The organism is uncultured Acetobacterium sp. (assembly GCF_927416815.1).
GTDB lineage: Bacteria > Bacillota > Clostridia > Eubacteriales > Eubacteriaceae > Acetobacterium.
The window spans coordinates 1-8,681 of record NZ_CAKMJU010000131.1 but is presented as its reverse complement, the minus strand read 5'-3'; the positions used below and the strand labels follow the sequence as shown (position 1 = coordinate 8,681).

Below are 8,681 nucleotides of genomic sequence, written 5' to 3'. Positions count from 1 at the left end.
TTTCCCAGCTCAAAAATACAGCTGAGCCATTACACATAGCCATTTAAACTTCTAAAAATATAGAAGTTGACAGAAAAATGCACCCAACGTCTGATATAATGTAGATGCAAACCAAACAAAAATCAGACAGGAAAGGTGCATTTTTCTGTCAACTTCTATATTTTTAGAAGTTTAAATGGCTATGTGTAATGGCTCATCTGTATTTTTGTGCTGGGAAAGTTGAGTATATATAATATTAAAGATTTAACAAGGGGAGATCCGTGATGACCAAGGGGTCAGACCCTCGCCCGCACATTGCACAATTGTCAGTTCAATTTGTAAAATTCTTTAATTCAACATATATAGAAGTTGAGTAAAATAGAAATTAAGATTCGTATGTGCATTGACATATAACCCGTACAAAATTCAATTATAAAAATCCCATAAAAAAGCCATTCGTTTTTTTTATTACCACTTATATGTCAAAATATTTTGACATATAAGTGGTAATTTTTGATTTTTTGACATATAACACGTAAAAAACGAAAATTTGACATATAACACGTAAAAAAAGTTAGAATCATTATTATGAACTTTAGTTTCTTTTATAAATGAAATATATATACATAGAAAGCAACTTACATGAAAAAGATCGATTTGATCGTAAATGTCAATTAAACATGATTGTATTGCTTATAAATCATTTCTGAATGTTTGTGAAAGTAAAGATTGATAAAATATGTAGCCAATACCATATTACCCTTCCCGAAACAATGTAACTTTGTCATAAATGTACTCATAGACTTTATACTCGGAGCTGAACATCTTATTTTAAATGAATATATGAACAATTATTCAAATATTGATTGACAATTAGTCCATGAAAGAGGTATAATCGATACATGAATAGCTGTTCATGTATAAATCTTTTAAATGTAAGGGGAATGACATGATTCGTATTGAGAATCCAATCGAACGTTGTGATTGTAATGTAATCCATGAGGATGTTGTAAAGCAAGTTAAGGATAAAATGCCAAAAGAAGAGCTCCTATATGATCTTGCTGAGTTATTCAAGGTTTTTGGAGATTCAACAAGAATCAAAATATTGTGGGCATTAGCTGAAAGTGAGATGTGTGTATGTGACATCGCATTTCTATTGAATATGACACAATCCGCCATTTCACATCAGCTAAAGGTTTTAAAACAAGCAAAACTTGTGAAAAATAGAAAAGAAGGAAAAGTAGTATTCTACTCATTGGATGATGACCACGTTAAGCAAATATTTAATCAAGGGATGGTACACATAAACGAAAAGTAGAAATATAGTTGATAATAAAAAAGGAGGAGATCAATAATGGAAGAATCAAAAATTGAACTTGTTTTAGATGGTTTGGATTGTGCTGTCTGTGCGGCAAAAATTAATGATAAAGCGAACAATATAGAGGGAGTTAAAGAGTCCACGCTTAATTTCGTCTCTAAAATTATGACTATTGAACTGGATAATGCTGATATGAAAGAATCTGTTATTAAACATGTAACGGAAATTGTATATAAGATTGAACCTGATGTCACTGTGTCTGAAAAGTTGCATGATAAATACATTAAAAAGACACTTGTATTAGAAGGACTTGATTGCGCTAATTGTGCTTTGAAAATTGAAGGAAAAATCAAGGAACTAGATAGCATAAAAAACGCCAATGTTGATTTTACAACGGGTAAACTTAATATTGAAACAAGAAATAGAGATCTCGAAACAGCAATAAAAGATATTAAACTTATTGTAAAAAAAATAGAGCCTGATGTAATGGTAAACGAAGAAGCTAAAAAAGCTACCGAGGAACATGTGGAAATTGGTGATGAAAATAGGAAAGAGCTTGTCAAATTAGCAATCGGTGGGGTGTTGTTTGCCATTGCTTTAATATTTACATTCCAAACACCAGTGGAATTTATTTTGTATTTTGTTGCGTATTTGATAGTTGGCGGAGAAGTTGTGTTGCGAGCTGCTAAAGATATAAAAAACGGACAGCTTTTTGATGAAAGTTTTCTGATGTCAATCGCAACGATAGGAGCATTTGCTATCGGTCAATATCCAGAAGGTGTTGCAGTAATGCTGTTCTATCAAGTGGGCGAATTCTTCCAGGATTTGGCGGTAAACAGGTCCAGACGATCGATTGCCGAACTTATGGATATTAGACCTGATTACGCAAATTTAAAGGATGGGGATGATATCAAAATTGTTTCTCCAGAGGATGTGCTTATCGGAGAATATATTATTGTGAAACCAGGTGAAAAAGTACCACTTGATGGAGTTGTTGTTGAAGGGAAATCCATGATGGACACTTCAGCACTTACGGGGGAGTCCGTTCCTCGTGAAGTAGAAGTTGGTAATGAAGTCTACGGAGGGTTCATCAATAAAAACGGGTTATTAACGATTGAAGTTAAAAAAGAATTTGGCGATTCCACGGTATCAAGAATTTTGGAACTGGTTGAAAACGCCAGCAGTCGAAAAGCGCCTACGGAACAGTTTATTACAAAGTTTGCGCGAGTATACACCCCAATAGTAGTAGTAGCAGCTTTAGCGCTTGCGATTATTCCGCCTTTAGTTATCCAAGGTGCAACTTTTTCTGACTGGATTTACAGGTCATTGGTTTTTTTGGTAATTTCTTGTCCTTGTGCATTGGTTATTTCAATCCCGCTGGGCTTTTTTGGTGGAATTGGAGGCGCTTCAAAAAATGGTATCTTGATAAAAGGTGGAAATTATCTAGAGGCTTTGAATAATGTTGATACTGTAATATTTGATAAAACTGGAACCTTGACAAAAGGTGTGTTTAAAGTAACAGAAATTAAAGCGGTCCAAGGCATAACCAATGATGAGCTTTTAATGTATGCTGCATATGCTGAAAATTATTCCAACCATCCCATTGCTCAATCAATTATGAAAGCTTATGGCAAAGAAATTGACAAAGGCGTAATTGAAGCGCATGAAGAACTACCCGGCCTGGGATTAAAGGTTAATATTAAAGGGAAGGAAATTTTTGCAGGTAATGCAAAGCTGATGGCCGATAAAGAAATAGCCATACTGGAAAATGATGAACCTGGAACAATTGTATATATAGCGATAGATCGGAGTTATGCAGGTTCGATTGTCATCTCAGATGAAATCAAAAAGGATTCTAAAAAACTTGTTGGTGACTTAAAAGCACTCGGTATAAAAAAGACTGTTATGCTGACAGGCGATAATAAGATCATCGGTGATAAAGTTGGTAAGCAACTAGGATTGGACTTAGTTTATTCGGATCTACTTCCCGATCAAAAGGTAGAAAAACTGGAGCTGCTTTATAACCAAAAAAGCACTAAAGGATGCGTTGTTTTTGTTGGAGATGGTATAAATGATGCCCCAGTCTTAGCAAGAGCTGATGTTGGCGTTGCAATGGGGGGGTTAGGATCTGATGCCGCTATTGAAGCTGCGGATGTTGTGCTAATGACTGATGAACCGAGTAAACTGATCAGTGCAATAAATATTTCAAAGAAAACGAGACGTATAGTATTACAGAATATTACTTTGGCGTTTGTTGTAAAAGTAATTGTCCTAATATTAGGTGCCGGTGGACTTGCTACAATGTGGGAAGCAGTATTTGCTGATGTAGGAGTTGCATTGTTAGCAGTCTTAAATGCTATGAGAGTCATGAATACGAAAAATTTGTAAAAATAGATTAAAGGATCATTAATTTAGTGTTGCTATTTTAGTTTCAAATGAAGCTTAAACATTAAACACTACTATACTTTTAACAAATTAAATTGAGCCTAATGACGGATTGAAATAAAAAATTCAATCCGTCATTTTTGGTATTTAAACCTTAAAGTATCTTTGAATAAATTTCTGTGATTATTCTAAAGAAAATTGGATAAGTAAACGATAACAATATTTGCTTTTGAGTTTTGAGATTAATAAATATTGCGGAGGAAGCCCATGTTAAGTGAAAAGCCAATCGAAATGCCACGCTCACAGAGCTATGGATCGAATTACTTTATTTGTCATAGTCTAAAACTAAATCGAAGGGCATGTTTTTACAGTAATCTGGAATATGCGAACTTTTTATCTGTTGAATTGAACCCGCAAATTATTAAATACGTCGAACAACCACTTCAAATAACTGGAAAAAATGATGATGGCAAAATGTGCAAAACAGTGTTTGATATGGAAGTTCTTTATGAAGACAATATTAATGAATTATGGGAAATTAAGTATTCTTCTGATTTAACTGGAGACAATAAATCCGCAGTCAGAGCAAAGTCTCAAATTGCTATCCAAAAAAATTGGTGTTTGAAAAATAATATTCTATATCGTGTGCGTACTGAAAATGATATTTTTCAAGGTCTGGAACATCTCAATAATATGAGATTTATGTATCACTGCATTTGTAGAACTGATGAAAGGTTACTCGGAAATTGTATAAAACGAATAAAACGATTTATAGAACAAGTAGGGGATACTACAATTGGACATATCTATGAATCTGATCCAGAGCCAACAATGGTATTTCCAAGCCTGGTCTATTTGCTGATACGTGATCAGATCAAAGCGGATGTGTTTAATCAGGAATTGAACTTTTATACAGAGGTGTGTTATGGCAAACGTTTTTTGGAATAATAAGATCGCAAAATTTTATGAAGAAAGTAAAACATGGCGAACTGTAAGTACCTATAATATGTCAGACTCTGATAAACAAATCTATGAATCAAGGAAAAAAGCAGTTGATTTGTATTTAAATGGTGAGTCAATGAAAAACATAGAAAAAATGACCGGCATAAACCATTCTCATATTAAAGAGTTTGTCGATCGATGTGCAAGCCTTGATACGAGTGGCCAACCTGTAGGTTATATTGGATTAATAAAAGGGCACCGATTGAAATCGAGAAAGGGTCCATTTATTAAATTAATGGAGGATCACCCCGATATTCGAGATCAATTACTATTAGATTATTTTAATGAAAAAAAATCAAAATGGGACAAATTATCATCTTTTAAAACAATCCATGAATCTTTAATAAAAAATCTGATAGCAAACGGCTTTAAAGAGACCGACTATCCATTTGAAACTAAATCCCAAGGATATCGATCAATGGTCAGATTTTTGCATAATATTGGTGACGAAAATCCTTATGCTTCATTGAATCGTTACGGAAAAAATGCGGAGCAATTATTTCGTAACACAAGATGCATACAGTCGGATCAATCCAGTCCTATACGACCTTTTGCAAAAGTTGAGTTAGATGGGCATAAAATCGATGCATTATTTACAGTTGCTGTTGAAAATGAGCATGGCGACACAGTTTACGTTTTAGCCAATCGTATCTGGATTATTGCAGTAATTGACGTAGCAACTCGCGTTATACTTGGATACACTATTTCTGTTAGTCAAAACTATAATCGATTTGATGTATTAGAATGTATACAAAACGCAATAATTCCACATAAATCATTGAATTTTAGTCAATTCAATTTTAAAAAAAGTATTGAAGGATACCACTCAGTGGCAGTCCCTTATACGCAATGGGCACTCTTCGACGAGATTTGTATGGATAATGCACTATCGCATCTTTCACGTGACGTTACGGATAATTTAGAAAAATTAGGTATCAGTATAAATTTTGGCCCTGTCGCAACACCTCATAGACGCCCTCTCATTGAACGATTTTTTAGAACTTTAGAAGAGAAAGGTTTTCATCGAATACCATCTACAACGGGGAGCAACATTAATGATATTCGTCGAATAGGAGCGGAAAAAGATGCTGTTACATATCGGATTACCCTAAAAGAGATATCCGAAATAGCTGAAATAATTATTTCAGAATACAATTTGCAACCTCATCAAGGTTTAGGTGGATTTTCGCCTCTATCAGTTATGAGAGACCGAATTGATCGAGGCTTGATTCCATCATATGTTTCAGATGATAGCAGAAAGGATTTTTCGCTTATGAAATGTTATCAAATCAGAAAAGTTCAAGGCAACAAAAAAAAGGGAATCCGGCCATATATCAATTTTGCTGGATACAAATATACAAGTTCCGTTTTGTCTTCAAGCTATACACCAGTTGGTAAGAATATTGTAATCGAGTTTGATCCGCTTGATATTAGAGAGATGGAAGCATATTTAGAAAATGGCGCTCATATCGGACATTTAGTGATCAAAGGTAAACGGATTGGCACTGCGATTTCTTTAAAAACAAATAAATTAATTCGAGATTTCGCAAATAGAAATGACATGAATAACAGTCACGTCGAAGACTTAATAACAAATTTTGCAAATAATCTGGAAGAAAAAGCTCTTTCCAGCAAAACGGCGGCAACCCACTTGGCGACTGTACGAAATGAAGCTGAAAAAAGAAGTCCTAAATCAAATATTTTACCTCAAAATAAAAAAAGTTCCAACACTATAGACGAAATCACTCTTGAAGATGACAAAAAATTGTTAAGCGATGAGGAATTAATGGCGAAATGGTCAGACCCATCCAAACGAACATGGTAATTTAGGTAATTGCGAAACGCATCAGAAAAAATAGTGAGAATATCAGAAAAAGAAAAAAGGGAAAAAGAAAAAAGTTGAAAGTTGATTTAAGCAATCAGGGGTTTGAGACTGCGAATATACTGGTGTTGATGAATCGAATCGGCAAGGATAACGGTTAAGAGTTGAGCAATCCCAGAAAGTAAAAGGTCGGCATGAAGCGTTTGTTCATTCTGAGTCCGTCGATTGGCAACGCAGAAGCTGTCTTTGAACTGATTAATAGACTGTTCAACACAACCCCGAATTTTGTAAGTCTGTGCCCATTCATTTGTCCCACGAATGGTTCCAGGATAGGCACGCAGGTTCTTTTCCGGGTAAATATAAACCATCCGGCCACAGAGCGAGGTCGTACAGGGATGATCACAATGATGACGGCGACGATACTTCCCATCGGCACATTTTACCGATTTCATTTTTGGACAGACAAATTTAAAGGTGGGTATGCCACACCGAAGATGGGAGGTATTACCTTCCGGCTTCATCGGCAGGGACGGGTCGTTCGGACAACAGGGAATGCCATCCCTGTTGATGGTAAAGTCAGGGTGTTCAAGACTTGAACGGCGATTTAAAGGAATATAGGCCCGGTTAAAATGCAGGTCGTTGAATAATCCCGAGTAAATCGCGATGGTATCAAAGGCAGCATCACCCAGAAAAACATCGGGCTGAATCAGCGGATGTTTGTTGAAAAAATCCGTCAGAACTGGCAGCAGTGCTTTTGAATCGCTTAAGGATTTATCTTCATCTGGTGAATTTGACTTTTTTTCAACGACAATGTCCGGATGGGCATCCAGAAAATCCCGGTTGTAGAAAGTAATGTCACGAACAATCCCCAGCCCATTGGTAATCATGCCAAACTTATAAACATAACAGAAATGGCCATTGATGTAGAGTTGCTTGATTGCGGGATTGGCGGTAGCATGAGAAGGCATCATTTTATAGGCCGCTTTATGTGGATCATAGGAATCCGGCAGCTGATTGGCTTTTTTAAAGGCTTTTAATTGAATCATGATGCGATTAAAGTATTTGGGATTATTCTCAGTGACATAGGTTTCAATCCCGGATGTGTCAAAGATTGACATCGCCGCTTTTTGAGGGTCAATGGCCTGGCAGATCGGTTCAGTGACATCCACAAGATGATCAAAAAACGATTGTAAGTCCAGCAGAAACTCCTGTTTGAAGCGTGTAAATCGGGAAGCATCCGGTACGCGTTTAAACCCGCAGAAATTTCTTATTTCAGCGGAAAATTTCAGAAAGATAAGCAGAAGCGCATCCGAAGGAATCGAGAAGATTTTCTGAAGCAGTAAAGCGCGAATCATTGAATGCAGTTCAAACTCCCGGGGACGACCTGTTGGTGAATAATAGTGTCGATAAAAAGAACCGGGAATCAGAATATCCAGATTAAGATTTTCCTCGAGAAGCGAAAGAAACCGATGTTGATCGGTCTCGAAAATATTTTGACAATCGGTGTAAATGTCTGCCAAAGAAAGCTGTTTTTGTGGTAAAATATCCATATATAACTCCTTTCAGGTTGATAGATTGTTGGTTTTGCAACTCAATTTTATCATAATCTGGTGAGGAGTTATATTTTTTTATGCAAGAATAAATCCTGCTTTTATGCGGGGTTTGGCGTTTCGCAAACGCCTAATGGTAATTAAATGAAAGGACTAAAATAAAATGAGTGCAGATCAATTTGATCAAGTAAAATCAATAGTAAAAAATAAACATCCCATTCACACTGGTAATTACAAAATAAAAACATCGATTGTCGAAGAAGCAATCAAAAAAATAGACGAAGCTATCAAATTTAGAATACAAGGGATGATTATTTATGGACCATCAGGTTATGGAAAATCGACAGCAATCAATATAATAAAAAATGAAATATACGAAAAGTATGACCGCGAAATTTTAACGTTTGTGAGCTCCATGCCTGATCCACTAAAGAACACCAATGTTTTTTACACGAGATTATTGAAAGCCACAAATCATGATTTATTTAACCCGGATTTCGAGTAACAGGGTCTGCAGGCCGCAAAAATACAGCATTCCCCGTTTTTTTTCTGTCACTACCTTCTTTCATTCACTGAGGTTTTCCGGCGTTTAACCAGATCGACAATCCCGAAGATCTGATAAATT

Annotated in this window: 6 protein-coding genes; 5 read left to right on the top strand and 1 reads right to left on the bottom strand. The window is 35.7% G+C overall.

What is annotated here, in order from left to right; all coding sequences use genetic code 11:
* Nucleotides 1-928: 928 nt before the first annotated feature.
* The 4 genes from QZ998_RS15780 (at nucleotide 929) to QZ998_RS15765 (ending at nucleotide 6,509) form a co-directional block, all read left to right on the top strand.
* Nucleotides 929-1,297, top strand: a complete 369-nt coding sequence (locus QZ998_RS15780; RefSeq protein WP_026393202.1) for a metalloregulator ArsR/SmtB family transcription factor — start codon at nucleotides 929-931, stop codon at nucleotides 1,295-1,297.
* 36 nt (nucleotides 1,298-1,333) lie between these two features.
* Nucleotides 1,334-3,685: a heavy metal translocating P-type ATPase gene (locus QZ998_RS15775; RefSeq protein ID WP_084504829.1), complete on the top strand. Its 2,352-nt coding sequence runs from the start codon at nucleotides 1,334-1,336 to the stop codon at nucleotides 3,683-3,685.
* A gap of 264 nt (nucleotides 3,686-3,949) precedes the next feature.
* On the top strand, nucleotides 3,950-4,630 hold the full coding sequence (locus tag QZ998_RS15770) for a TnsA endonuclease N-terminal domain-containing protein (RefSeq protein ID WP_051355559.1): 681 nt from the start codon (nucleotides 3,950-3,952) through the stop codon (nucleotides 4,628-4,630).
* Nucleotides 4,608-6,509, top strand: coding sequence for a hypothetical protein (locus QZ998_RS15765; RefSeq protein ID WP_296561790.1), 1,902 nt, complete (start codon nucleotides 4,608-4,610; stop codon nucleotides 6,507-6,509). Before QZ998_RS15770 ends, QZ998_RS15765 begins: the two co-directional genes overlap by 23 nt.
* Nucleotides 6,510-6,595: 86 nt before the next feature.
* Here the strand turns inward: QZ998_RS15765 and QZ998_RS15760 are convergent, their stop codons facing one another.
* Nucleotides 6,596-8,050 (bottom strand): transposase, encoded by a 1,455-nt coding sequence (locus tag QZ998_RS15760; RefSeq protein WP_296561791.1) that lies wholly within the window; start codon nucleotides 8,048-8,050, stop codon nucleotides 6,596-6,598.
* A gap of 169 nt (nucleotides 8,051-8,219) precedes the next feature.
* Here QZ998_RS15760 and QZ998_RS15755 point away from each other — a divergent pair, with 169 nt between their 5' ends.
* On the top strand, nucleotides 8,220-8,561 hold the full coding sequence (locus tag QZ998_RS15755; RefSeq protein ID WP_296561789.1) for a hypothetical protein: 342 nt from the start codon (nucleotides 8,220-8,222) through the stop codon (nucleotides 8,559-8,561).
* Nucleotides 8,562-8,681 lie beyond the last annotated feature (120 nt).